We start from the raw sequence: 23,873 nt of genomic DNA, 5'->3' as shown, positions 1-23,873 counted from the left end.
CAAACAGTGAAGATAGAGGTAGTGGCGCTGGGAACGGCTGACCGGCAATCAAACTGACTCATCTTCGATGGTGTCCCGTGAAGGACGCGTCGCCGCCCCAACGCCACTACTCCCGCAAGGGAGAGGCCAGACCAGGCGGGGATGTGACTTCATAGGACCCTGCTCAGAGTGCCCCGTCACTGTTGTGTCCGCCCGGCCCGGTTTGGTCATCCAACACAACGAAGTGAATGGAGACACCACCATCATGACCACCAGCTCCCTCGCGCGTCAACCAGAAGTCATCATCGGGGTTGATGCGCACAAGAACACCCACCACGCGGTGATCATCACCGACACTGGAAACCGAATTGCAGACCAAGAATTCCCTGCAAATACTCACGGCTATGCCGACATGCTCTCCTGGGCTCACGACCACGGCACTATTCAGGCGTTTGGGGTGGAATCCACCGGCTCCTACGCTGCTGGCCTCGCAAGATTCCTCATCGATCACCAGGTCGAGGTGCGAGAAGTGAACACCCCGCACGCACACACAAAAGCCAGAGTGGGAAAGGACGACGCTATCGACGCTGAGGCTGCCGCTCGAAAAGTGCTTGCTGGTGTCGCGAGCGCTATACCGAAACGAACCGATAGCGTCATCGAGTCGATTCGGTTCCTCACGCTCACGCGTGATTCCGCGGTGAAAGCTCGTACCGCAGCGATCGTGCAACTACAGGACATCCTCGTTACCGCGCCAGCGAACCTTCGAGAAAACGTGCCCTCTGGCGGCCTGGCTGCAGCACGTCACTGCCGAAAGTTCCGTATCGACCGCGCACGCCTCAACGATCCCGTTCAAGCTGTGAAGCTCGCGTTGCGCACCCTCGCGGCGCGTATCGCTGATCTTGACGCAGAGATCACCGAACTCGAACGCTCACTCACCACACTGGTGCACGCTACTGCACCAACGCTCGTATCCCGAGTCGGGATTGGGGCCATTCATGCGGCCCAGCTGCTTATCACCGTGGGCGAGAACGTTGAACGGTTCCGCAGCGAAGCAGCATTTGCGAGGCTGTGCGGGACCGCCCCAGTGCCAGTGTCTTCTGGCAAGAGCCATCGGATGCGGCTCCACCGAGGCGGGGACCGGAAAGCAAACCGTGCGCTGCATATGATCGCAGTGGTAAGGCTCCGATATGACGCCCGAACGGTCGACTATATGCAGCGCAGGCTCGCTGAGGGACTCTCCAAGAAAGACGTACTGAGGTGTTTGAAGCGGTTCATCGCACGTGAGGTGTTCAACGATCTCAGGAACGACCTAATCGCGGCTTGACATCTATAGGACCGTCCTTCAGCAGACCCTGACATCGGGCTCGGGAAGCGCGAGGCGCACCGAGAAATAGACCTGACCGGTGTAGTTGGCCGATCCCCATCCCGCAGCAGACTCCTGCATCACAAAGTACGAACTCTGATCTTGTCCGGTGAACATGATGGGAAACGACGCCGAGGTCCAAGTGCTGGGGGTGGCGCTTTCGACGCGAGGGTCAATGACCACCGCGTAGTACGTGCCAACTCTGAGTTCCGGTCGCTGCGGAAACGACGCCGTCGCGTTGACCGCCGCTGGGACGGTGCCGTGCGGCGCAAATGTCAGCTCGCCGACCCCACCAACGACTGGGGCCGGATCGATGACACCGGCGCTTGACATCTCATGGACTTGGGCGCTCACGAATTCATGGGGACTGGTGCTGTTGGTCACGATCGTGATACTCGCCAGCGCCCCATCTTGTTTGGGGGTGAACGGCTGTGCCCAGCGTTGGCCTTGCGAGTTGAGAAAGACAAATCCATTGCCCGAATACTCAAAATTGTCATCAACAACAATGGTCTCGGCCGCATGAGCCGAGCTGGGGACTGCGAGCCCACCAGACACCAAAGCCAGCCCAAAGGCCGCTGCAATAACCGACCATGCGCGTGACGCAAGTGTGCGCCGCGTGCACTGTCCCATGAAACCAAGCCCCCTCATTCAAGTGACGGCGAGGGCCAGCCCTCTGCGCCCCCGCTCCCCACAGCATAGGGAGCGCCCCTAGCTTTGCAACGAACGTAGTCGAAACCGGCAGGAGTAGCCCAACTGCGCTAGAGTTCCACGCCAGACCACACCACATGTCTGAGGCCCTCGCTAGACTGCACTCAGGGCCACATGGAGGTGCATCTACTGCAATGAACGCAACGACTGCAGCAACCGAAATGAACGACACCGCGACCGACATGACGCAGATGACCGGCGGGCGCGAGCTCGTCATGGTCTCCAACCGACTCCCCGTCGACCGAGTCACACTTGAAGACGGTACGACCGAATGGCGTGCCTCTCCGGGGGGCCTCGTCACCGCAGTGCAGCCCATCGTCGAACAGCTCGGCTGCGTCTGGGTCGGTTGGGCCGGCGACGCGGGCGAAGAGCTCGCGCCGTTTGATGTCGGCCGCATGCGGCTCGCCCCCGTGGCGCTCAGCGCAGAGGAAGTCGCCGAGTACTACGAGGGATTTTCGAACGGCACGATCTGGCCGCTGTACCACGACGTCATCGCGCAGCCCGCTTACCACCGCGAATGGTGGGATCGATACCAGACCGTCAACAGAAAGTTTGCCGACCGCGTCGCCCAGGAGGCCAGCATAGGGGCCATCGTCTGGGTGCACGACTACCAGCTGCAACTCGTGCCCGCGATGCTGCGCGAAGCCCGCCCCGACCTCACGATCGCCTTCTTTCTGCACATCCCCTTCCCGCCCCGCCGCATCTTTGCGCAGCTGCCCTGGCGCCGGCAGATCGTCGAGGGCCTGCTCGGGTCAGATGTGATCGGGTTTCAGCGGGTCGCCGACGCCATCAGCTTTCGAGCGGTCGCCGAGCGCTACGCGACAGCCCCCGCGATCGGCAACACCGTCGTCGCGCCGGCGCGCGGCGAGCAGCCCGGTCACACAGCCCTCGCCCAAGAGTTCCCGATCTCCATCGACGCAGCGGCATTCGCGCGAATCGCGGCACGGCCCGAGATTCAAGAGCGAGCCGCGCAGATCCGGCGCGACCTGGGCAGCCCCCAGACGATCATGCTGGGCGTCGATCGCCTCGATTACACGAAGGGAATCAGGCACCGGCTCAAAGCGTTCGACGAGCTGATGGCCGACGGTGAGCTCGACCCCTCGGAGGCCGTGCTGGTGCAGGTCGCAAGCCCCAGTCGAGAGCGGGTCGACGCCTATCGACGGCTGCGCGATGAGGTCGAGGTGACCGTCGGCCGCATCAACGGGGAGCGTGGCACCATCGGCCGCTCGCCCGTGATCTACTTGCACCAGAGCTTCACGAAAGACGAAATGGTGGCGTTGTACCTCGCCGCCGACGTGCTCCTCGTGACCCCTCTGCGCGATGGCATGAACCTTGTTGCGAAGGAGTACGTAGCGTGCCGCAGCAACGAGCGCGGCGCGCTCGTGCTGAGCGAGTTCGCGGGCGCAGCCGATGAACTGCGCGACGCATTGCTGGTGAATCCGCACGACGTGGAGGGCATGAAAGCCGCGATCCTGCGGGCGGTTCATATGCCCGAGCGCGAACAGGCTCGCCGAATGCGGGGCCTGCGCCGCGCGGTGAACGACAACGATGTGGCCCACTGGGCGCAAAACTATTTGGGCGCGGTGACCGCTGCGGCCGACGCACGGGACGCCGCCCGCAGCGGGGGCCGCACCGAACCAATTCAGGTCTCGGCAGCCTACGTGCCGAGAAAGGTCGATGACCGGATCCGGAGACTTGCCGCATCATCGGCGCTCACCGTCGCGATTGACTTCGACGGCACAGTGGCCCCCATCGTCTCGCGACCGCAAGACGCGCGCATTCTGCCGCGCGCGCAGCAGGCGCTCGACGTGCTGCGTGAAGCGCCCGGGGTGCAGGTCGTGCTGCTGACTGGGCGGTCGCTCGCGGGGCTGGCCGAGACGCGAGTGGCGAGCGACGGCTGGATCATCTCGGGCTCGCACGGCGCCGAGCTGGTTGGCGTCCCCGGTCTCACAGGGGAAGGCGAACAGATCCTCAGCGAAGAGGAACGCACCCAGCTGCATCGGGCGAAACGTCGTGTGCAGCGTGCGCTCGGCCTGGTGCCGGGCGTGCGTTTGGAAGACAAACCGTTCGGGTTTGCGGTGCACACGCGCGAGGTCTCAGACCCGGTGGAAGCCGACGAACTGCTCACCGCGGCGGTCGAGATCGGCCGGGCGGCTGGCCTGCATATCCGTGCCGGAAAATGTGTGCGCGAGATCGCGGTGCGCGAGAGCAACAAGGGCGACGTCCTGGGTCGGATTCGCGCGGCCCTGCCCACCGCCCCCGTGCTGTTTCTCGGTGACGACGTCACCGACGAGGACGTGTTTGCAGTGCTCGGCACCGACGATCTTGGCATCAAGGTGGGCGAGGGTGAGACAGCGGCGAGCGAACGCATTCCCGGCCCCGAAAGCGCAGCTGCGGTGCTCGCGATGCTGGCCGAGCTGCGCACCGGCACGGTGATCGGCTCATAGCGTGACCGGCCGCGGGCTGCCCGGCATGATCCGGATCAGCCCGCGGCCGGGCCGCTAGAGGCTCAGTGTGCCGTAGCTGCTCGCGGCAACCAGGGAACGGGTGAACGGCTCGGTGGTGCTCGCGATCACCGCCTCGGTATCGCCCTCCTCGACGATGCGGCCGTCGCGCATGACGATGAGTCGATCTGACACCGTGCGCACGACGGCGAGATCGTGTGAGATGAACACGATCGCGACGCCGCGACGCTCCTGGAGCTCGCGCAGCAGATCGAGCACGCCCTGCTGCGTCGTCACATCAAGCGCCGAGACGGCCTCGTCGCACACGAGCACATCGGGCTGCGCAGCCAGCGCCCGAGCAATCGCGACGCGCTGACGCTGCCCGCCCGACAGCTGCGCCGGGTAGCGCCCCAGCACCGCCGCGTCGAGCCCCACGAGCGCCAGCAGCTCGGCGGGGCTTTCGGTACCGGACAGGGCCGCTGTGCCGGTTGTCGTTGCTGCGCCTCGAGCCCTGTGCCGTTCGCGCCGGATCGACGCGCGCAGGATCCGCTCGACCCGCCAACGCGGGTCGAAGCTCGCGAGTGGATCCTGGGGGATGAGCCGCACCCGGCATCCCGGTGCCACGAGCTCGCGGCTGCCGTGCTGCGGGGGCTCCGCACCGATAACGACGCGGCCGAGCGTGGTCTTGCCGGCCCCCGACTCACCCACGACGCCCAGCGTCTCGCCCCGGTGGAGCACGAGGTCGATGTCAAACATGCCCGCCTCGCCGCCGTTGGGGGCCGCGTACCTACGGCTCGCACCGTGGAGCCGCAGGAGTTCGGTTGCCCCCGCTGCCCCCGCGAGCGCTGCTGCCCGGGCGGGCTTTGGCCCAGCCGGAATTGCCGCGACGAGTGCCTGGGTCGCGGAGTGTTCGGGGGCACCGAGCACCCGGTCGGTGGGGCCGACCTCGACGATGCGGCCGCGCTCGAGCACGGCGATGCGGTCGGCGACCCGGGCGACGCTCGCGAGGTCATGGCTGATGAGCACGAGCCCGGTGCCGCCGGTTACCAGGTCTCTAAACTGCTGCTGTACACGCAACGAGGTCGCCGGGTCGAGGGCCGTGGTCGGCTCGTCGGCAATGAGCAGCGCCGGGTCGCCGATGAGCGCCGACGCAATGAGTGCACGCTGCCGCATGCCGCCCGACAGCTGGTGCGGTCGCTGCTTCAAGCGAGCTGCTGCGCCGGGCAATCCGGCCGCCTCGAGCGCGCGCACGACGCGGCCGCGCAGTTCAGCCCCGCGCACTCCGCGAATCGCGAGCGTCTCGCCAACCTCGGCCTCGATGGTGCGGAGCGGGTCGAGGGACTGCAACGCATCCTGCAACACGAGCGCGACCCCGGCGCCGCGGGCCCGGCGCCACGCGCGCGGGGAGGCACCGGTGAGGTCGGCGCCGTCGACACTGATTCGGCTGGCCGCAACCCGCCACTCGGGGCTCTCCTGGGTGAGCCCCAACAGGGTGCGCGCGAGCACTGACTTTCCGGCCCCCGATTCGCCGACAATCGCGAGGCATTCGCCCGGGGCCACGGTCAGCGAGATGCCATCGAGTATGGGGGTACCCGCGGCGGACGCCACGTAGAGATCGTTGATCGCGAGTGCCGGGGGCGTGGCAGACACGGCCAGCGAGGTCGTCGACGCAAGGGCGGGTTGTGTCTCTGCCTGCGATGCTTGCTGCACCTGCGGCATGTGCCGCACCTGCCCAGCGGCGAGACGGGCCGCCCGGCGGCGTCGCGCGCGGGGCCGCGATCCGGCGCTGGAACGAGACCTGCGAGGGGCCCCGGCCGCGCGCCCCAGCACGGTGAGGGCGCTCGCGATCGCGACGATCGCGAGACCGGGAAACAGGGTCATCCACCAGGCAGTGGTGAGGTACACGCGGCCGGCATTGAGCATCGCGCCCCACTCGGGAGCGGGCGGGGCGGTGCCGAGGCCGAGAAATCCGAGCGAGGAGACCCAGATGATGGCCTGGCCGATGCCGAGCGTCGCGGCTCCGGCGAGCGGCCACAGCGAGTTCGGTGCGATGTGCCGTGCAAACACGCGAGCGCGGCCCACCCCGTCGAGCCGGGCCCACTCGACATAGTCGCTGCCCGCGATGCCGCGCACCCGCGAGCGCAGCATACGTGCGTACCCCGGGATCGTCGCGATGCCGATCGCGAGCACCGATGAGGCGGTGCCGCCGCCGAGCACCGAGATGAACAGCAGCGCGAGCACGAGGGTGGGTAGCGCAAAGAGCACCTCGAAGAGTCGCGCGAGTGCACGGTCGGCGATGCGGGGGCCAAGGCCCGCCGCAAAGCCCGCGATCGCGCCGATGCCCGCGCCGATGAGGGTTGCGGCGAGCCCGATGCCCACCGATGCGCGTGCGCCATGCACGACGCGGGTGAGCACGTCGCGCCCCGACTCATCGGTGCCAAACGGGTGGGCAAGCGAGGGCGGTGCAAAAGCGTCGGCTGGGCTGATGGCGAGTGGGTCGCCCGGAGCGATAAATCCCGGGGCGACGACGGCCGCGAGCGTCACCGCCACGACCGCGAGGCTCGCGAGCACTGGCCACCGCGGCAGCCGCACCGCCCGCGGCGGTGTGGTGCTCACGGTGTTCTCCCTGCGACGAGTGGTGCTCACGGGGTGACCTCCTGGGCAGTGCTGGCGGTGCGCGCGTTGCTGGGGGATCCGGATCGCAGCCGCGGGTCCACCACGATTTCGATCGCGTCAGACACGAGCATGATGACGACGTACGACAGCGCGATGACCGAGACCCCTCCGATCACGACGGGAACGTCGCGGCCGATCGATGCCTCGAGCAGCAGTCGCCCGAGCCCCGGGCGCGCGAACAGCGCCTCGACGACGACCGCGCCGCTGAGGAGGGAGCCGTAGGCCCACCCCGAGAGCGCGAGCGCCGGGAGCGCCGCGTGACGAATGGTGTGGCGCAGTGCAACCCGCGTCTCGGAGGCGCCGCGGGCGCGTGCGGTGAGCGCGAAGGGGGCCGCGTCGGCCTGAGCCAGCGAACCGTGCATGACGTGGGCGAGATAGCCCGCGACGGGAACGGCGAGGGTGATCACCGGCAGCACAAGGCCTGCGGCGCCAGTGCCGGTGACGGGAAATAGACCGAGCCCAGTCGCGAACACGAGAATGAGGATCGCCCCGAGAAAGAACTGGGGCGTGACCGAGGCGATCGTTTCGAGGCCGTGCAACGCTCCGCGCACAAGCCGCCCCGCACGGCCGCGAGACGTTTGCGCGATGAGCACGCCCCAGAGCGCGAGCACCCATGCAAGCAGCAGCGCGAGCGTGGCAAGCAGGGCGGTGGGGGGAAAATTCGCGGCGAGCAGGTCGGCCACGGGCAGCTTGCGCGAGTAAGAGTCGCCGAGCTGGAGCGTCACGACCTGCCACAGCTGCCGCAGGTACTGCACGATCACGGGCTGATCGAACCCGTAGGCCGCCTGCGCCGCCGCCTGCGCCTCGGGGCCCGCCTGCGAGCCGGGTCCTCCCATGACCGCCTCGAGGGGGTCGCCCGTGGCGCGCAGGGCGACGAACACGATCGTGGCCGTCGCCCACACCACGAGGGCGGCCGAACCTATTCTGCCCAGCACCGCGCGGGTCACCTGCCTGCAGCGCACCTACTAACCCGCCGTGAGCTGCGCGTTGATGAACGTGGGCGTGCCCACGGTGCCGAGCGTGACGACGCCCTCGACGTTGTTCGTGAGGAAGTGGTTTTGCTGGTCGTAGAGTGGCAACAGTACGTAGCTTGCGAGGATGCGCTGTTGCGCGTCGGCATAGAGTGCGTCGCGCTGCTCACCCGGGTTCGTCGAAGAGGCCTCGGTAAGGATCCGGTCAATCTCGGGGTCCTGCAGCATCGCGTGGTTCGCGAAGTATCCCGACGGCGCCGGGGTGATGCCGCTCGAATGGTAAAGGATACGCAGCACGTCGGGGCCCACCTTTGAATAGGGAGCGCTGACCGCCTCGTAGGACTTGCTGCCGAGGCGCTCGTGCCAGGTCGGCAGGTCGACGGGCTCAAGCTGCACGTCGAACCCGACCTGGGCCGTGTTGGCCTGGATCTGCTCGAACAGCGACTGCTCGGCGGCAGTCGACTGGTTAGTGCTGACGGGGAATCGCACGGTGAGTCGCTTGCCGTCCTTCGTGCGCACGCCGTCGGAGCCGGGCTTCCATCCCGCTTCGTCGAGCAGCTGTGCGGCGGCCTTGGCGTCAGTCTGGAATAGTGATTCGTCGCCCACTGCGGTGGGCTCGGTGCTCGCGAGTGGGGAGAAGCTCTGCTCGGCCGCGCCCTGGAACAGGGCCGCAATGCCGGGACCCGGATCGGCCGACTTCACGAACGCCTCGCGCACGCGCTGGTCGTCAAACGGGGCCTGGCCGCTGTTGAGCTCGATGCGGTTGACCGAACCGGGGCGGGGCGCATTGATGTGCCCGATGCCTGCCGTTTCGGCGGCCGCAATGTCGCTCGGCAGCGGGTTGTCGATGACGTTCACCTCACCGGAGGCCAGAGCGGCCTGGCGGGTGGCGGCGTCGGGAATGAAACGCCACTCGATGCGATCGATGAAGGCCGGACCTTCGTGGGAGGCTTCTGGGCCGGGGGTCGCGTAGTCGTTGTTGCGCACGAGGGTGACGCGCTGCTGCGGCTCCCAGCTCTCGACAATGAACGGGCCGGTGCCAATGGGGGCCTGGCAGTTAGCCTCCATGCCGCGCGCGATTCCGGCGGGGGACTGCATCGCCGTCCACGGCTGGCTGAGCGACTCGACCAGCGCCGAATCGGGAGCCGAGAGATGGAAGCGGGCGTGGGTGGCGTCGACGACCTCGACGCGCTCTACTTTCGTGGTGGCGATGAATCCGGTCGACGACTGCGTCTCGGGATCCTGCAGGTGCTCGATGTTGGCTTTGACCGCGGCCGCGTCAAAGGGGGTGCCGTCGGTAAACGTGACGTCGCCCTTGAGGGTGAAGTCCCAAGTGAGCCCGTCGTCGCTGACCTCCCACGCCTCGGCGAGCCACGGCTGCATCGCACCGCTCGCGTCGCGGCCCACCAGGGGCTCGAGGTACTGGGTCGCGACGAGGGCCTGCGGATAGTTGCCGCCCACGTGCGGGTCGAGGCAAGCTGGTTCGGCGTCGCCGGTGGCGTAGACCAGGGTGCCCCCGTTGCGTGCTGCCGTGTCTGCGGATGGGGCGGGTGTCGCGCATGAGGTGAGCGCGAGCGCGGCGAGCGCGCACACCGAGGTGACGGTTGCGGCGAGTGCCGGGGTGGGGCGGGACTTCATGGGGAAACGGCCCTCTCTGGGAAACGAAAATGAGTTCTTAGCTCGGGTATAACAAATCAGAGTGTAGCGGATACGCCGATACAGTTGGTGCATGCGCACTCCCTCTCGCGGCCGCCCACCCGCGTCCTCTCGCGAGGTCCTTGCCGACGCCGCCCTCGAACTGTTTCTCGAGCGCGGCTACGAGGCCACCTCGGTGACCGAAATCACGCGGCGCGCCGGCGTGAGCCGGGCGAGCTTCTTCAACTACTTCACGAGCAAGCCAGAGACATTGTGGTTTGTGCTTGATCACCGCATCGCGGAGCTCGAGACAGCGCTGGCGGATCAAACGGCGCGCTTCGACGACGCGCTCGCCGCCGTCGCCACGGGCGCACGCCCCGACACCCTTGCGCTCGCGATCGTCGATGCCCGCACCATGGGGGTGGAAGAGGAGCTTGGCCGGGGGCGGGCCGACCGGCAGCTGCGGGTCGCCTCGGCGGTGGCGGCCAGGCTCGGACGCGAGGGGAAAACCTTGATCGACGCCGAGATCTTGGGCGGTGGCTACGCGGCCGCGCTCTTCGCAGCGGTGTGGTCGTGGGCGGCCCGCGGCGCGGGCCGACACTCGCTTGACGACGAAATCAGAGACGCCCTCGCGGCAGCCCGCGCGGTGCTCGGCGGTCGATAAGCGGCACGTGCCCTGCTGCACCAGCGGCTAGTTACGACTCGACCGGCCGCCGATCCTGAAACGCGTCCTTCGGTACGACGAACAGCAGCGCCCCGGCGGCGGCCACCGCCGACAACCCGCACACGAGCCACACGGTGACGTACCCGGCAAATGATCCGGCGGTCGCTTCTGCTCCCGCCGCAGCTCCGGTCGCCCCGTGCATCAGCGCGATGCCAAAGATCGCCGAGGCGACGGCCCCGCCCACGGTCTTCGTGGAGTTAGTGAGTCCCGTCGCGACCGCGGTCTGCGAATCGGGGGCGCCAGCTGCGGCCGCGGCCGGCAGCGCCGCCACGAGCGCGCCCGACCCGATGCCCGCGATGAACATGTTCGTGACGACCTGGCTGAACGAACCGTGGAACGGCAAGAACATGAGATATCCGGCACCGACGAGCAGCGCGGCACAGGTGAGTGCGAGCCGCGGGGTGATGGCCCGGGCGACCAGGGGAAACAGCAGCGCGCCCCCGATCATGCCGATAAGGTAAATGCCGATCGCAAGCGAGGTCGTGAAGCCGCCGGCACCGATGCCGTAGCCGTAGACAGTGGGGTCGGTGCGCATGAACGTCGACAGCGGGGCCTGCGCGCCGAGCACGCTCATGCCAAACAGCGCGGCCGTGAGAAACACGGGCGCGAGGGCGGGGGAGCGGAACATACGCACGTCGATGACAGGATCGGGGTGCCTGAGCTCCCACACCGCGAACGGCCACACGAGCATCAGGCCGAGCACGGTCACGCCCCAGGCGAGCGGACTGTCAACGCCGTTCAGGCGCATTAGGCTGAGCCCGCCCGTGAACGCGAGGATCGCGAGCGATACGAGCGTGATGCCGACCGTGTCGAGCTTGCCGCCGGTCTGGTGCTCCGACTCCTGCACGCCAAACATGATCACCACGAAGCACACCGTGACGAGCAGCCCCGGGATCAGCAGCACGGGCACGAGCGGCAGCGTGTCAATGAGCTGTCCACCAATGAGCGCGCCGCTGATGGCGCCAGCCTCAAGGGCCGCGACGAGAATGCCCGCGGCCTTCGCGGTGAGCGCGCTGCGCCCCTCGCGGCCTCGGCTGCGCGACCAGATCAGCGCGATCTCGAGCGGCAGCCACACGACGTAGAACCCCTGCACCGTCCAGCACGCGAGAAACACGGCGAAGTTCGGGGCAAACGGCAGTGCGAGCGACGCGAGGCCCGTGATCGCGGTCGACCACAGCAGAATGCGCCGATGCCCCACCATATCGCCGAGCTTTGCGAGCGCGGGCACCACGAGCGCCGACAGCATCAGCTGTGACCCCTCGAGCCAGTTCACATCGGCGTCGGGCACCCCGAGATGCCGGGCGATATCGGTGAGCATGGGCGTGTAGTACCCCTGCAAGAACCCGCTCGTGTATTCCACGAACGCGAGAAATCCGACGACACCGGCGAGCGCGCCCAGGCGGGCCCGGGGTGCTCGCGGCCCGCGAGCTTTCGAGCCGGATCCGGATCCTGCGGTCACGATGCACCCCCGGGAATCGACTGGATGAGGGCGCGGTGGAAGACCTCGCCGCGCTCGAGCTCCGCGATCTCGACCCGCTCGTCGACGCCGTGAATTGTCGCGCGCAGTTCGCCCGGCATCGCGAGCGGGGCGAACCGGTAGCAGGCGGGAGAAAACCGGTGAAAGTGGCGTGAGTCGGTTGCCGCCATCATGACGTAGGGCACAGGCATCGCGGTGGGATGGGACACCGCCACTGCGGTCGAGATAAGCGCGAACTGTTCGTTCTCGGAGCTGGACTCGGGGGAGGGCTCACCGGCCTCGAGCACCTCGATCTGTACCCGGCGGTCGCCGATGCGGCGGCGCAGGCGACGGGCCGTGCCCGCGACGGTCTCGCCGAGCGCGATGCGCAGGTTGACGGTGGCCTCGGCGCGCGATGGCAATACGTTTTGTGCGGTGCCGCCCGAGAGCATGGTCGGCGCAACCGTGGTGCGTACGAGGGCGGCGGGCTCGCCGCCCAGCAGTGTGAAGACCCGCGCCGTGAGCCACGGTGAGGCGGCGAGGGCGCGGTAGAGGTAGTGTGCTGGCCCTCGGGCGCGCGTTGCAAATCTTGAGAGCATCGCCGACACCGCCACGGGGGTACGCGCCGCAAACGTGGCGGGGGTCAGCTTGGACACGGCCCGGGCCACCCGGCCCACCGCCGTGAGCGCGGGCGGTGCCGACGCGTGCCCGCCGGCCCCCTGTGCCGACAGTCGCACGGTCGTGGCGCCCTTCTCGCCGACACCGATCATGGCGGCCTCGCCCCGTACCAACGGCAGTGGTGACGCGACCACGGCCCCGCCCTCGTCGAGCACGAGCCACGGGGTGAGGCCGCGATCCTGAAACGCCTGCGCGATCGCCCGCGCGGCATCGCCAAACGATTCCTCGTTGCCGCCGAGCGATAGGTACACGTCTCGCTCGGGGACGAACCCCGCCGCGAGCAGGTTCTCGACCGCCTCAAACATCACGAGCAGTGGCCCCTTGTCGTCGAGCGCCCCACGCCCGTGCACGAACCCGTCCCTGACGACTCCGCCAAACGGCGGCTCCCGCCAGCCGTCGCTCGCCTCCGCTGGTACCACGTCGAAGTGCGCCATCAGCACGACCGGGTCGGCCGTCGCATCCCTGCCCGGCCACCGAAACAGCAGCCCGAGATCGGTGATGCGCTCGCGCGAGAGCCGCTCATGCGCGAGCGGATAGAGCTCCCCGAGCAGGGTGACGAAGCGCTCGAACGGCGCGAGCCCACTGGTGGGCGGCTCTGCCGACACCGTCGGCACCTGAATCATGCGCGAGAGTCGCTCGGCGGAGCCTGGGCGCGGGACAACACTGTCTGCCATGCCTATAGGGTATCGATAACTTCAGTCGTTCCCCAGGCTGTTATGACATCGAGTTTTCGGTCTTCTCGTACGGTCACTGACCGGACCAAAGTTCGCAGGAGTGATTGCCTGTCTGGTGTTTCGAGGATGTCCCAGGACTCTACGAGATCTTCGCTGCCAGATAGAAACATGGCGGGCGAGAACGATTGCCGTGACTTTGCTGCTTCGAGCTCGAGGCGGAGCCCGGTGGCTTTTCCGGTGAGTAGTTCTTTCGTGTCGCGGTATGTGGGTTCGGGGACAAGTCCGGAGAGGAGGTGTTCGGTGAGTTTGACGAGCTGTTTTTCGATGCCGGTGATTTCGCGCGCGAGTGCTTCGATGTCGATGGAATGGCCTGTGGTGTCACCGGCGTCGACCGTTATGTGTGGGAGCTGTTTTACCCAATTGGTGATGGCTTGATCTACGTGATGTGCGGCAATGCTCTTGCGTGGGTGGCCGGTCGTTGAAGGGCATTGGTAGTAGCGCCTTTCAACGTCACCGGCGGCAGTCTTGATGACTTCCCGTTTGCCGTGCCGCTTTCGACCGCAGTGGCACACGATGATGGAGGCGAGTAGGTACGGAGAGGTGCGTGGTCTCACTGCGATGTGCCGGTCTTTTCTGAGAGCTTGATACTGCTGCCATTCGGTGTCGGTGATGATTCCATCGTGGGCGCCGTCGCGGATCTGGCCGAGGTACTCGACTTTGCCGGCATGGATGGGGGAGTCGAGGAGTCTCCGAATGGTGGCGTGGAGCCAGTCGCGGCCATTGGTGGTCTTAGCGGGCGTTCGGTTGAGCCAAGAGGCGATGGCGGTGTAGCCGCTGCCGGAGAGGTACATGCGGTACATTTCGCGAAGGTAGGGGGCCTTGTCGGGGTCGGCGGTGATGTACGTTTTGTGGCTGGTCCATCCCCAGGGCACGGACCCGGTGGGTGGCAGGCCGAGGTTGAATCTGCGTGCGCGGACTTCGGCCCATTGCTCGCCGATCTGCTCGGATTGGAAGGCTGCGTACTCGGTCATGACGCCGCGAGCAAAACGACCTGAAGCGGTGGCGGTGTCGATGGGTTCGGTGGCTGATTCGATGCGGCCGCCTGCGACGTCGACGCGGTCGGCGGCGAGGGCCCAGTCTTTGCGGTTGCGGGAGAGGCGCGACCATTTCCAGAGCACGATGATGTCAGCGTCTCGCGCTTCGATGGAGGCCATGGCGCGCTGCACTGCGGGGCGCTTGGACCAGTTGCGACCGGAGAGTCCTTCGTCTACCTCGACGGATACGACTTCGTAGCCTTGGGTGACGCAGTAGTCGCGCCCCGCGATCTCCTGCAGCTCGAGGCTGATGGAATCGTCCCGAGCGACAGACTGACGAAGGTAGAGCACCGCGCGCGGGGCGATGGCAGGGACGGGACGGAGTGCGCGCATTTGATTAGAAGTCCCAGTTTTCTTCGCGCTCGCGCGCTGTCAACTGACTTGGACTGGGACGATCTGATTCTGTCGAGGCGGTATCTGCGGCGGCTGGTAGTGCGTGGAGCGACGGGATCACGACTGGAATCTCGGCGAGCCATGATTCTGGGATTTCGTGGGCCTTTGACGCTTGGATGGTGACTTCGACAGCGAGTGCCGAACCCTTCACTCTGGCCCAGGCAGCGGCCTCGTGTTCCAGATCATTGAGGTGTCGGATCATGGGGAGTAGCTTTTCGCTAGTTACCGGTGTGAGCTCGCCGATTTCGTCGCCATCAATGTGCACGGTTACGTACTCACGGATGTTTCCATTCTTGAGCGTTTTGGTTGCGGGCCTGAGCGTTGCGATCGCGTAGCTATCGGGGCCGTTCAGGTGCTCCGTGAGCTCCGGAAGGTGGTCAGCTTCCTTGGTTACTTGAATGGCATTACCCCATGGGAGCATCGAGTAGCTGCTTCGAGGTGGGTCATTGGTAGGGATGAGTTTTTCAGGCTCATTCAATGCGACTCGGGCGTAGAGATGGTGTTTTAGCTTGTTGTCCCAGCTATAACGAGAGACTCCCCAGAGGCGTCCTGTGGTTATTGGTAAGTAGCCGGCGTCGATGATTTGGGCTAGTACTGGGCGGTAACGTTTTGCGTCTTCATTGGCGAGGTAGCCAACGTGGTGGCCGTTCATCCAAACCATGATGGCGTTCCCATGTCCGTGAGGGTTCTCGGGCTCGGGGATAAGGAAAGCCAATACTTCGTCAAGTGTCTTTTCGACGTCAGGCGAAAGCCCACCAAGTGCTGCGATTACGGAAGTTTCTCGGTACGCTTCCCCGACTACTTCGACGTTTGCGTAACCGGAGCTGAGGAGGTTGTACCTCGGGTAGTGGAGTTCCGGTCGGGGCGGGGAAACCCAGGGCTTGGTTGACTGGGCACGCGGAGCTCGTGTGTTTACAACTGTGCGAGTACGTGGTGATGATTCTGCGTGTGCCATTGCGGCCAGTGCTGTGCCGGCAGTGCCGCGTGCCTGCTCTGCTTGTTGCTGTTTGAATTCCTTGTCGGTTGGCAGGGTGTTGTAGAACGCTCGCCACTGTTCTTTGGTGGAACAACCGGCGGCTTCCATGACGGCGCGCTTGTGTTTCCCGGTCTTGACCCACACCATCGGAACTAAGACTGCGCCGATGCCGAGCCAAACGTACGGCACCGTCGGCAGCAGTACAATCGCGGAAAGTATGCCGCCGAGGATGACGAAAGTTCGAGCGTTGGTGATCGCGTTGACCTCGCCTTGTGAGCGGGGCACGGGGACATGATTAACAGGGGGCATCGTTGATCCTTTGAGCTATACAGCGATGGGAATGCGGGCGGCGTATTGACCGGCGCCCATGCGGGGGTTTATGTAGACACAGTCACCGAAGCGGTGGAGGGATCGCTCGAACGCTGTGACGAGACGCTCGAGCACTCCGAGTTCTTGGGCGATCCAGTCAGTTCGGAGGCCGTACTTGGATTCGGCAAGGCCGTACTCGTCGAGGTCTATGAGGAAAGCGGCGGCCCACTCGTCGGCAGCTCGTTCTTGGCGGTCGTTGATCCAGTCGAAAAGCGAGTTCCGGTGGGCGAGGGTGGCGTGCCCAAGTTCGTGCGCGAATGCGCAGACGGTTTTTGTATCGGTCATGCCATCGAGGATCTTGATGTGCCGGCGGGAGTCGCTGTAGCTGCCGGGGTGGTGGGGGCTGAGATCATCGCTGAGCTCGTATGTTACGCCGATGGTCGCGGCGTACTCGATGAGTCGTTTCATCGGGGGTTCCTATTCGTCCATGAGTTCGCCGGTCTCGTCGGTGTAGGGGTGGGCAACGAGGTCGTAGTCCGACTGTGCGGGGTGGACTGCTGCTTCGGCGCGCTCGACGATGTCTGAAGCGCTGAAGCCCAGAGCTTGGGCAAGTAAGCCCAACTCACCCACTGTTGCGGGCGGTGGCTCCTGGCGCAGGATGATGCCCAGCCGATTGACGGACATTCCAGTCTCGCCAGCAAGGGTGCGTCGTGTCATGCCAGATTCCACAACGAGCTCAGAAAGAATCTCGGCGATCTTCGCGTCGATCGGTTGTAGGTCCTTCTTGGTTCTAGCCACACCCAAGAGTGTACCCATTTGGGTTCACGTGGCGCAAGCAGTTTGACATTGAACCCAAATGGGTTCAACATGTTGACATGACCGTGAACCGAAATGGGCTCAGTGAGCTTGATGCTCTTGTTGCAGCTGAAGTGAGAGCCGAGATTGCTCGCGTTCCAGGCGCATCAGTGAAAGCAATTTCCGAACGTATTGGGATGAGGCGAGCAACTCTGTCAGCACGTGTGAATGGACATGTTCCGTTCAGTACTTCGATGCTCGCGGCCGTGGCCAATGAGATTGGCTCATCAGCCTCAATCATCGTCGCAAAGGCAGAGGTCGCAGCGCTCGCCGCCGAGCAGCACCCGCCGTCAGGTGTGAGGGCCGAGTAATGGCGACCAGAACGCAAGCCGAATGCCTCGCCGCGGCAGGCGTGATCCTCTCTCGTGCGCTTCGGAAGGTTCTGGTGTCAGATCCGCGAGAAGCAGCCGAGAGGGCATTCACTCCGGGCGGCCCATCGGTCGATGAACTCGAGGAAAAGGTCCGGATGATGCAGGCGCGAGCGAGGTCGCTCGGAGAGCAGGCCGCAGCATGAGCGAGACGCCGGTCCAAAAGAAAATGCCCGGTGTTGGAGCACCGGGCGAGACAACTGAGTTAGGAAAACCAATGTCTGAGCACAAGACTACAACACCAGTCGTCAAGGTAGAAGACGGTCGCGCCACCATCGAGTGGGACGTGACCATTGGCGGATGGACTGGGTGGGAGTCGATCCTGATCAGTGTTGTCGATGGTCACATGGAAATCAGTGGCCGTGGTGACGGGCCAGTTGCCATTCCGCTTGAGAACCTCGGTGTCGTGATGGCGGCAATGGCTGAACTGAACGTGCAGGCTGCGAAGTGAGCGCGCCGTACCAGACCATGCCGCCGCTCACGAAAGACGAGCTCCGGCAGCTCGAGGACTCGATCCTCGCGCACGGCATCCAGGTGCCTGTGCTCGTCGATGAACACGGCGCCACGATCGACGGTCACAACCGACTCGAAATCGCAGAACGTCACGGGCTCGACTGCCCGACGGTAATGCGTGGCGGGCTGACGGAGGCTGACAAGATCGCGCTCTCGATCAGTCTGAACATCGACCGCCGCCAGCTCACCCGCGAGCAGCGCCGCGAGATCATCGCGCAGAGCATCACCGCACACCCGGAACTCACCGACCGAGAGCATGCGCGCCGCACCGGCACGAGCCCGACCACGGTCGGCACGTTGCGCGCGAAGCTCGAGGACGAGGGCGAAGTGTCCAAGTTGGACACTCGCACCGATCCGCGCGGATACGAGCAGCCCGCGGCGAAGCCGGCGGTGCAGCGCATCACCGAGACACAGACCATCCAGCACGTCACCGAGACACCGGTGCCGGAACCGACGCAAGCCCCGGTCGCCGAGGGCGTGACCGCGACCGAGCAGAACGCACGGAACACCGTGCGCGAGATCGCGCGCAGCCTCGAAACGCTCCTTGGCTTCACCTATCAGGCCTACCGGGCGCGAATCATCACCGAATGGTGGGATCTCGGATCCGCCGACGTCCCACCGTCACAGGCTGACCTCTTCACCCCTGACCGACTCCGCGCGCTCGCGCAGGGCCTCACCGACACCGCGACCGCTTTGGAGGCACACCGTGGCTAACGAACTCGTAGCAAAGATCTACCGCGACACCGTCGCATCGTACGGCCGCGAAGGCGTGGACCGATCGGTCGCGCTCGACGCCGCCACCGCGAAGGTGCTCGAGGAGATCCGGGCGGGCCGCTACAAGGTTGACGAGACGGCTGCGATCCGAGCGAGCCTGGTCCGCGTCGACGAGTCCGAGGGCCGCACCGCTGACCAGATCATTCGCCGCGCGGCCGGCACCGATGGCGCTGTACTCGAAGCCGACGACCTCAAGGTGATCGTGACACTCGGGGCGGGCCGCCGGAAGCCGTGGGGCGAGGTCACGAACGAGGATCTCAAGTCGATGAACGAGATCCGGTTCAAGAACTACCGCCAGGCCGAGCAGGCCTACAGCGAGTTCAACGACGCCTACCTGCGTTTGCGTGAAGCGGTCTTCATGTATGGCACCATCGGCGCCGCATTCGCCGCGTCTGGGTTGCCGGTTCCGGAGCTCGTAGAGGTGGTGGCGTGATGAGTCTTGACGTGAAGTTCCATGACCGGGAACCGGAAGAAGTCGCGAGAAGCATCGCCAAGCAGATCGACGAGGCACAAGTGAGAAGGATCAGGCCGAGTTGGGTCCTGATAGTTAGTGCCCTAGCGCTCCTGACGCTGAATTGGTTTCTGCTTCCCGAATTTCTGCGCCAAGTATTTCCATTCGTGCTCTCCGTTTCTTCGTTGCTGCTACTTTGCGCCACGGCTGGTGATCGGGGCCCACTCGCCTCAGTAGCACGTGCTCTGGCAGTCGCACTTTCTGCCACCAGCGTTGTTTGGGTTCTTCTTGAATCTGTTTCCACCGTTTGTCACTCAGTGGGCCTGTGTTCATGAGGGGGATCCACTCGGTAAGCACCTTTGAGGTGTCGTCAAGCGAAATCCATGTGATGCGCAGCCAGGCCTTCTCGGGGTCGGCGCATTCGAATTCCAAGTTGACAGTGTCGCCGGTTCGAAACACGAAGCTCTTGATCCGGAGCTCTTTGCTGAGCAAGGGTTTGCACTCATATGTCAGGCAGCCGAGTAGTCGAATGGTTTCTGAGCCGTGTTGGGACAGAGACACGAAGAGGTTTGGCGAGGCAACATCTGGCTCGCCGACCGTTCCAATGACCGATGACTCCCATACGGCTGGTTGCGCGCGGCGGCGATGCCTGCGCTCTTGGATCAGCACCACAACGAGGGTGGCTGCTGCGATGGACACGCTCAGGATCGCTGTGAGGTCGAGGTCCGGATCAGTGGCCCAAATAGTCATGCCAGCACTCTAGCCAATCCACTGTTCACGCCATGCTGCGGCCTGGCTCAGCTACTGCACACCAACTTTCAGGACGGACACCCAATGTATGACTCACATCAAGATCACCCGGCGGCGAGCCACGGCGATCACCGCCGCATGGCGGATCCTGTGCATGCTCGCGACCATGCCGCCACTAGCGGCGTTCACCGGCCTGCTGGCGGCGCTCCCGCCGCTGTGGCTGGGCGTCTCGCTTCTGCCGGGGGTGCTCGTCATGCTGCTGACCGCCGTGGCGGCATACGCCGAGCGCTCGCAGCGTTCGGTCGCGGCCTCGTCGCTTACGTCACTTTCAGTGGAGGTGCGCGATGAATCCGCTTGAGCGTTTGAGGGATGACTTCCCCCACGGCACCGTCGAGGGCGGCCGCGAAGGGTGCACCACGAAGGACTGCCCCGCAGAGCACATGCAGTGCTGGGAAGTGCTGCGGAACTACCGCATCGACATGCGTTTCCAGCGCGCGTACAAAGCCGGTGCTCGTGGCGCCGAGCTGCTCGCACTCGACTCCACGAGCGCGGCACCTGCAGCGCAGGCACCTGCCGCGGAGGTAGCTCCCGTGGCCGAGGCTGCTGCAGTCGAGGATGCTCCGGCCATGACGGAGTGGCAGGACATGAGCATCGCGGAGCAGGATGCGGAACTGCTCGCTCGCGTTTACGCTGGCGCGACGAACGCGCAGCTCGCGGACCGGATCGGCTGCAACGGCGCCGCGGCCGCGGGCCGTCGCGTGACGGCAGCCCGCAAGCGCGCGACCGCCGTCGCACAGGCCGGCGCCGCGGGCACCACCGCAGAGACCGCGCTGCAGCACGGCTCGGCACCGGTCACGGTGGCTCAGGCATCGACGCCAAGCGCGCATGGTGTGGTGGTGGTCGCCAGCGAGATCGAGGACATTTCGGGCCCGCAGATCCGCACGATGTTCGTCGTGGTCGACCAGCACAAGCGGGTGGTCGCGGCCTCGACTCAGGTGGAGGCCGCGGTCGCAGCTCTCGGTGATGCGTGGAAGCTGCAGCTGGGTGCGGAGGCCCGCGCATGAGCACCATCAACCCGATCGCCATGACGTACATGGTCTGGTGGCCTGAGCACGGGATCGTGAAGTACGGCCGCGCCTGGAAGATGTCTCGACTGCGCCGGTTCGTGGAGCAGGGCGCGCGCATCGTGTGGCTGCGCCGCGGCACGCTCGCGATCGAGGAACGCTCGATTCTCGCGATCGCTCGCGCTGAGCTCGCGCCCGCGTTCGCGTCGTGGGAGGACGCCCGCGACGTGCTACCGGGCGGCCGCGGCTGGACCGAGACCTTCCGCACGCCGACTGCGGATCTCGTCAACCGTGCTATCGACATTTTCATTGAAGGGATTGCCCCGTATGTACATCAATCGGCAGAGGCAGCTGCCGCACGAGGACTGGAAGGATCCGCGCCTGGTGGTGCAGCCTCCGGCGGTGCGGCATCTCGCGACGGCGCTGCGGATGATGGCGGACCCCGAGGGGCGCGGGCCAGTGAATCTGCATCTGATCCGATCGAACGCGTTCCCGAGCCCGGACACGACGGGCTGGTGGCCGAGCCTGGACGACATCGAGAACTACATGTTGATGCTCGACGACGCGAAGTGGCTGACGATCTACCCGAACCCGGACCAGTCGGGCCCGGAGCCGGAGCTGTTCCAGGTGATTGCCCGCTGGCCACACGTCTCACGGGAGGGCGAATCGCGCCTCCCGGCACCACCGAAACCGGCGCCCGTATCGCCTTCCGGAAGATTTCCGGGCAGTGGGGAGAGAGCGGGAGCGGGCGAGTGGGCGAGCGGGGGCGAGCGTGCGGGCGTGAGCGAGAGCGAGCGGGCGAGGCTCTCCGGAACCTACCCATCTACATCTCAAGCTTCGATACCTCCTGGCCCGGTGAGGCTTCCCCCGTCTTCGTTCTGTTCGGTGCATCTGGGTGGACCTCCGGAGCAACTGAACTGCAGGGACTGCGGCACGGCACGGCTACGCCATCAACGCTATGCGGAGCTGCGGGCGGCACGTCAGCAGGCGGCGGCTCAGGGCGGAGTACTCGGATCGATGGCTGTACAGGCGATCGATACCGAGATGAACGCGCTCGAGGCGGCGGCCGCGGCAGCGCTGATGGGCGCGGGGCCGGCGGAAGACCCGGTGGAGTTCATCGACGCGGAAGGCCGGGTCGATCACACATGACGAACACAACTTTTGAAAGGGCAGGACTATGGCGATGACCACGATGACGGTGACGCTCGATATGGGCGCGGAGCATATCACCGCACTCGAGGCTGAGGCGGCACAGCATGCCCAGACGCTCGAGGTGTATCTGGCGGGTGTACTGCGTCGCCGGGTTGAACGCCCGGGCTGGCCTGAGCGCGCCGAGGCCGCAGCGCTCGCAGACCAGGTGGAGTGCTTGACGGGCCAGCTAGATCGGGCACGGGACACCGCGGTGCGACACGAAGGCGAAGCGGAGCACCTGCAGGAACTGCTTGACGGGACGACTGCGACGGTGATGGTGCAGGTGACGGGGCTGCCGGCAGATGCCGCGGCTCGTGCGGTGCGTCGTCTCGTGACTTCATTGGACGAGGCATCGTGAGTACCGCGGTTGCGACCAAGGGCGGTCACGTTCGCATGCCTGGTGAGACGGTCATCTCGGAGACGGAGTGGCTGCTGACGTTTGGCACTCATCCGCTCACGATTGCTGTCCAGCTGGGCATGAAGCTTGAGAGCTTGCAGCGTGTGATGGAGCGGCACGGCCGTCATGATCTGCGCGAAGCGCTGCGGGTGTCAAAGGATGAGCTGCTGTGACCGCGACGATGTGGGCTCAGGCGGACGGCTACGCGGAGTGCGCGGGTCGCGACATGGATCGATCGGCCTGGTCGAGTGTCCCGGTGCAGTCGGGCCCGATGGGGTCGTCTACGCATCACCGGCAGCTGCGTTCACGCGGCGGCAAGCATGCCCCCTCGAACCTGGTCACGTTGACGGGGTCGGGCACGACGGGCGAGCACGGCTGGGTGCATGCTAACCCAGCGATCGCGACGGTCCTCGGCTACATGGTGAACTCCTGGGACGAGCCCGCCGAGATCCCCATCTTCCGGGTCGCACCGTACGGGCCGGGCTACGGCTGGTACCTGCAGGACGACGAAGCACAACTCACCCCCTGCCCACCACCCACCGACCGGCACACCCCGGACGAGATCGTGGACGCCCTGATCGCATTCGACGAGATCTACCTCACCAGCCGCCGCGACGCGAACCCCTTCCGGCTATGAGCACACCGAAACCACGACCCCACAACGGATGCACCGCAGCACTACCAGGCAGATGCACCCACAACGGCAAACGAACGATGGTGCACCTCTGCACCGACTTCCCAGGCCACACAAAGTACTGGCACCGCTGCAACTGCGGCAAAGCCTGGCCCACCACACCACCAGACGACGAATAACGGCCCCACCAGGAGACGACACCATGACCAACACCATCGACCTCACCACCATCACCACCCTCACAACCGCCGCGCTCGCCGCCGGGGTTGCGTTGCTGTGGCTTGAGCATGTGGTGCGCAGCCGTCTTGTAAAGGCGCGTGCGCAGTGAGTGAGACATGGGCCACAGCCCAAGAGATTCGGTGCGAGCACGGACTAGGGGAGTCAGGGTTCGTGGCTACTGATGCGAGCGTGACGAGCATCAACAGACGCGAACAGGAGTTCCTGGAAACGCATGGTGCTGTGTACATCGGTGAACGGTGTGAACAAGCTGCGTGGAAGACGGCGCAGCTCGAGGACGGGCGGATCGTGGGCACGTCTGCGATGACGGTGCTGGGAGCTCAGCTGTCGATCGAGGTGTGGTGGGGGTCTCCGGTGGTGTGGATCGTCCCTGATGGGAATGCGAGCGTGCACACCCGCTATCTGGGTGAAGTGTCATCCGCGCAGACGCGTTCTAGGGAGGCTCGCACCTTCCCGGTGACGTCGGGCCCGGTGGAGTATCCAACGCGCGACGGTGCACCCGTCGAAGTGCAGGGAACTTTCGATTTCGGGCTGCTCTAGGGCTACCCGGTCTATCAAC

Annotated in this window: 25 protein-coding genes; 14 read left to right on the top strand and 11 right to left on the bottom strand. The window is 65.5% G+C overall.

Going from position 1 to position 23,873, the window contains the following annotated elements:
• Positions 1–244: 244 nt before the first annotated feature.
• Complete coding sequence (locus tag C795_RS0101140) at positions 245–1,303, top strand: IS110 family RNA-guided transposase (RefSeq protein WP_017791760.1); 1,059 nt, start codon at positions 245–247, stop codon at positions 1,301–1,303.
• Between the two features lie 18 nt (positions 1,304–1,321).
• On the opposite strand, the gene C795_RS17475 is transcribed toward C795_RS0101140, so the two are convergent.
• On the bottom strand, positions 1,322–1,696 hold the full coding sequence (locus tag C795_RS17475) for a hypothetical protein (RefSeq protein ID WP_232225399.1): 375 nt from the start codon (positions 1,694–1,696) through the stop codon (positions 1,322–1,324).
• A gap of 488 nt (positions 1,697–2,184) precedes the next feature.
• Between C795_RS17475 and C795_RS0101130 the strand changes: the two genes are divergently transcribed.
• Complete coding sequence (locus C795_RS0101130; protein ID WP_017791922.1) at positions 2,185–4,497, top strand: bifunctional alpha,alpha-trehalose-phosphate synthase (UDP-forming)/trehalose-phosphatase; 2,313 nt, start codon at positions 2,185–2,187, stop codon at positions 4,495–4,497.
• Positions 4,498–4,551: 54 nt separating this feature from the next.
• On the opposite strand, the gene C795_RS17470 is transcribed toward C795_RS0101130, so the two are convergent.
• Genes C795_RS17470 through C795_RS0101115 form a run of 3 tightly spaced genes read right to left on the bottom strand, consistent with a single transcriptional unit; the run spans position 4,552 to position 9,779 of the window.
• On the bottom strand, positions 4,552–7,110 hold the full coding sequence (locus tag C795_RS17470) for an ABC transporter ATP-binding protein/permease (protein ID WP_157486891.1): 2,559 nt from the start codon (positions 7,108–7,110) through the stop codon (positions 4,552–4,554).
• A 26-nt stretch (positions 7,111–7,136) separates the two neighbouring features.
• Entirely contained in the window at positions 7,137–8,117 is a 981-nt protein-coding gene (locus C795_RS14740; RefSeq protein ID WP_017791920.1) for an ABC transporter permease, read from the bottom strand.
• Between the two features lie 18 nt (positions 8,118–8,135).
• Positions 8,136–9,779: an ABC transporter substrate-binding protein gene (locus tag C795_RS0101115; protein ID WP_017791919.1), complete on the bottom strand. Its 1,644-nt coding sequence runs from the start codon at positions 9,777–9,779 to the stop codon at positions 8,136–8,138.
• 91 nt (positions 9,780–9,870) lie between these two features.
• On the opposite strand from C795_RS0101115, the gene C795_RS0101110 reads away from it, so the two are divergent.
• Entirely contained in the window at positions 9,871–10,440 is a 570-nt protein-coding gene (locus tag C795_RS0101110; RefSeq protein ID WP_017791918.1) for a TetR/AcrR family transcriptional regulator, read from the top strand.
• A 31-nt stretch (positions 10,441–10,471) separates the two neighbouring features.
• Here the strand turns inward: C795_RS0101110 and C795_RS0101105 are convergent, their stop codons facing one another.
• The 6 genes from C795_RS0101105 to C795_RS0101080 are packed head-to-tail and all read right to left on the bottom strand — an operon-like array spanning position 10,472 to position 16,878.
• A complete protein-coding gene (locus tag C795_RS0101105) occupies positions 10,472–11,959 on the bottom strand; it encodes an MFS transporter (protein WP_017791917.1) in 1,488 nt (495 codons plus the stop codon).
• Positions 11,956–13,308, bottom strand: coding sequence for a M20/M25/M40 family metallo-hydrolase (locus tag C795_RS0101100; RefSeq protein ID WP_017791916.1), 1,353 nt, complete (start codon positions 13,306–13,308; stop codon positions 11,956–11,958). Before C795_RS0101100 ends, C795_RS0101105 begins: the two co-directional genes overlap by 4 nt.
• A gap of 2 nt (positions 13,309–13,310) precedes the next feature.
• Entirely contained in the window at positions 13,311–14,735 is a 1,425-nt protein-coding gene (locus C795_RS0101095; RefSeq protein ID WP_017791915.1) for a recombinase family protein, read from the bottom strand.
• Positions 14,736–14,739: 4 nt separating this feature from the next.
• Positions 14,740–16,080 (bottom strand): hypothetical protein, encoded by a 1,341-nt coding sequence (locus C795_RS17080; RefSeq protein ID WP_157486890.1) that lies wholly within the window; start codon positions 16,078–16,080, stop codon positions 14,740–14,742.
• Positions 16,081–16,095: 15 nt separating this feature from the next.
• Positions 16,096–16,548 carry an ImmA/IrrE family metallo-endopeptidase gene (locus C795_RS16385; RefSeq protein WP_017791913.1) on the bottom strand — a complete coding sequence of 151 codons (453 nt, stop codon included), beginning with the start codon at positions 16,546–16,548 and terminating at the stop codon, positions 16,096–16,098.
• Between the two features lie 9 nt (positions 16,549–16,557).
• Positions 16,558–16,878, bottom strand: coding sequence for a helix-turn-helix domain-containing protein (locus C795_RS0101080; protein WP_157486889.1), 321 nt, complete (start codon positions 16,876–16,878; stop codon positions 16,558–16,560).
• A 642-nt stretch (positions 16,879–17,520) separates the two neighbouring features.
• Here C795_RS0101080 and C795_RS0101065 point away from each other — a divergent pair.
• Genes C795_RS0101065 through C795_RS0101055 form a run of 3 tightly spaced genes read left to right on the top strand, consistent with a single transcriptional unit; the run spans position 17,521 to position 19,023 of the window.
• On the top strand, positions 17,521–17,754 hold the full coding sequence (locus tag C795_RS0101065) for a hypothetical protein (RefSeq protein ID WP_017791909.1): 234 nt from the start codon (positions 17,521–17,523) through the stop codon (positions 17,752–17,754).
• On the top strand, positions 17,751–18,530 hold the full coding sequence (locus C795_RS16380; RefSeq protein ID WP_157486888.1) for a ParB N-terminal domain-containing protein: 780 nt from the start codon (positions 17,751–17,753) through the stop codon (positions 18,528–18,530). The genes C795_RS0101065 and C795_RS16380 overlap by 4 nt, the downstream gene beginning before the upstream one ends.
• Positions 18,523–19,023 (top strand): hypothetical protein, encoded by a 501-nt coding sequence (locus tag C795_RS0101055; RefSeq protein ID WP_017791908.1) that lies wholly within the window; start codon positions 18,523–18,525, stop codon positions 19,021–19,023. The genes C795_RS16380 and C795_RS0101055 overlap by 8 nt, the downstream gene beginning before the upstream one ends.
• 114 nt (positions 19,024–19,137) lie before the next feature.
• On the opposite strand, the gene C795_RS0101050 is transcribed toward C795_RS0101055, so the two are convergent.
• A complete protein-coding gene (locus C795_RS0101050; RefSeq protein WP_017791907.1) occupies positions 19,138–19,791 on the bottom strand; it encodes a hypothetical protein in 654 nt (217 codons plus the stop codon).
• A gap of 88 nt (positions 19,792–19,879) precedes the next feature.
• On the opposite strand from C795_RS0101050, the gene C795_RS0101045 reads away from it, so the two are divergent.
• The 8 genes from C795_RS0101045 (at position 19,880) to C795_RS0101010 (ending at position 23,854) form a co-directional block, all read left to right on the top strand.
• The gene (locus C795_RS0101045) at positions 19,880–20,149 is read left to right on the top strand and encodes a hypothetical protein (protein ID WP_017791906.1); all 270 of its coding nucleotides are present in this window, start codon (positions 19,880–19,882) and stop codon (positions 20,147–20,149) included.
• The gene (locus C795_RS0101040) at positions 20,136–20,855 is read left to right on the top strand and encodes a hypothetical protein (protein WP_017791905.1); all 720 of its coding nucleotides are present in this window, start codon (positions 20,136–20,138) and stop codon (positions 20,853–20,855) included. The genes C795_RS0101045 and C795_RS0101040 overlap by 14 nt, the downstream gene beginning before the upstream one ends.
• A 327-nt stretch (positions 20,856–21,182) precedes the next feature.
• Positions 21,183–22,004 (top strand): hypothetical protein, encoded by an 822-nt coding sequence (locus tag C795_RS0101035; RefSeq protein ID WP_017791904.1) that lies wholly within the window; start codon positions 21,183–21,185, stop codon positions 22,002–22,004.
• Positions 22,005–22,038: 34 nt separating this feature from the next.
• The gene (locus C795_RS0101030) at positions 22,039–22,404 is read left to right on the top strand and encodes a hypothetical protein (protein ID WP_157486887.1); all 366 of its coding nucleotides are present in this window, start codon (positions 22,039–22,041) and stop codon (positions 22,402–22,404) included.
• Positions 22,401–22,616 carry a hypothetical protein gene (locus tag C795_RS0101025; RefSeq protein ID WP_017791902.1) on the top strand — a complete coding sequence of 72 codons (216 nt, stop codon included), beginning with the start codon at positions 22,401–22,403 and terminating at the stop codon, positions 22,614–22,616. The genes C795_RS0101030 and C795_RS0101025 overlap by 4 nt, the downstream gene beginning before the upstream one ends.
• Complete coding sequence (locus C795_RS0101020) at positions 22,613–23,080, top strand: hypothetical protein (RefSeq protein WP_017791901.1); 468 nt, start codon at positions 22,613–22,615, stop codon at positions 23,078–23,080. Before C795_RS0101025 ends, C795_RS0101020 begins: the two co-directional genes overlap by 4 nt.
• A gap of 199 nt (positions 23,081–23,279) precedes the next feature.
• On the top strand, positions 23,280–23,405 hold the full coding sequence (locus tag C795_RS17650) for a hypothetical protein (RefSeq protein WP_017791900.1): 126 nt from the start codon (positions 23,280–23,282) through the stop codon (positions 23,403–23,405).
• Positions 23,406–23,467: 62 nt separating this feature from the next.
• Positions 23,468–23,854 carry a hypothetical protein gene (locus C795_RS0101010; RefSeq protein WP_017791899.1) on the top strand — a complete coding sequence of 129 codons (387 nt, stop codon included), beginning with the start codon at positions 23,468–23,470 and terminating at the stop codon, positions 23,852–23,854.
• Positions 23,855–23,873 lie beyond the last annotated feature (19 nt).

The organism is Leucobacter salsicius M1-8 (assembly GCF_000350525.1).
Taxonomy (GTDB): Bacteria; Actinomycetota; Actinomycetes; order Actinomycetales; family Microbacteriaceae; genus Leucobacter; species Leucobacter salsicius.
Note: the sequence above shows the minus strand (reverse complement) of the source record. Positions and strands in the feature narration are given on the sequence as shown.